This window comes from Vibrio sp. CUB2 (assembly GCF_001557945.1).
Taxonomy (GTDB): Bacteria; Pseudomonadota; Gammaproteobacteria; order Enterobacterales; family Vibrionaceae; genus Vibrio; species Vibrio owensii.
On sequence record NZ_LNRB01000098.1, the window covers coordinates 1 to 247 of the forward strand.

The following is a 247-nucleotide window of genomic DNA, read 5'->3' on the forward strand; positions in this document are numbered from 1 at the left end:
ACAAGCATAACAAACTGTTCAAGAGGGATTCGCAACGCGTGGCATTTTCACTATGCGTTGGTTTTAGTGTTTAAGGTGGTATGCGGCGGCTTCAGTATTGCGTTGCTCACCCCTTAACAGGGCGTTATGTTTAAAGGATAAAAATGTCAGCTATCAACAGTGTGAGTCTCTTCTTCGCGATATATTTTGGTATTTCAATCATTGTATTTAGACTGCCATTTGATATGTCTGGTGCGTATTTTGACTT

General features: G+C 40.5%; 1 pseudogene. It reads left to right on the forward strand.

From position 1 onward, the window contains the following. A pseudogene (locus ATB78_RS29195) lies at window positions 1-117 on the forward strand (DUF3265 domain-containing protein); the annotation flags it as partial. Between the last annotated feature and the right edge of the window lie 130 nt (window positions 118-247).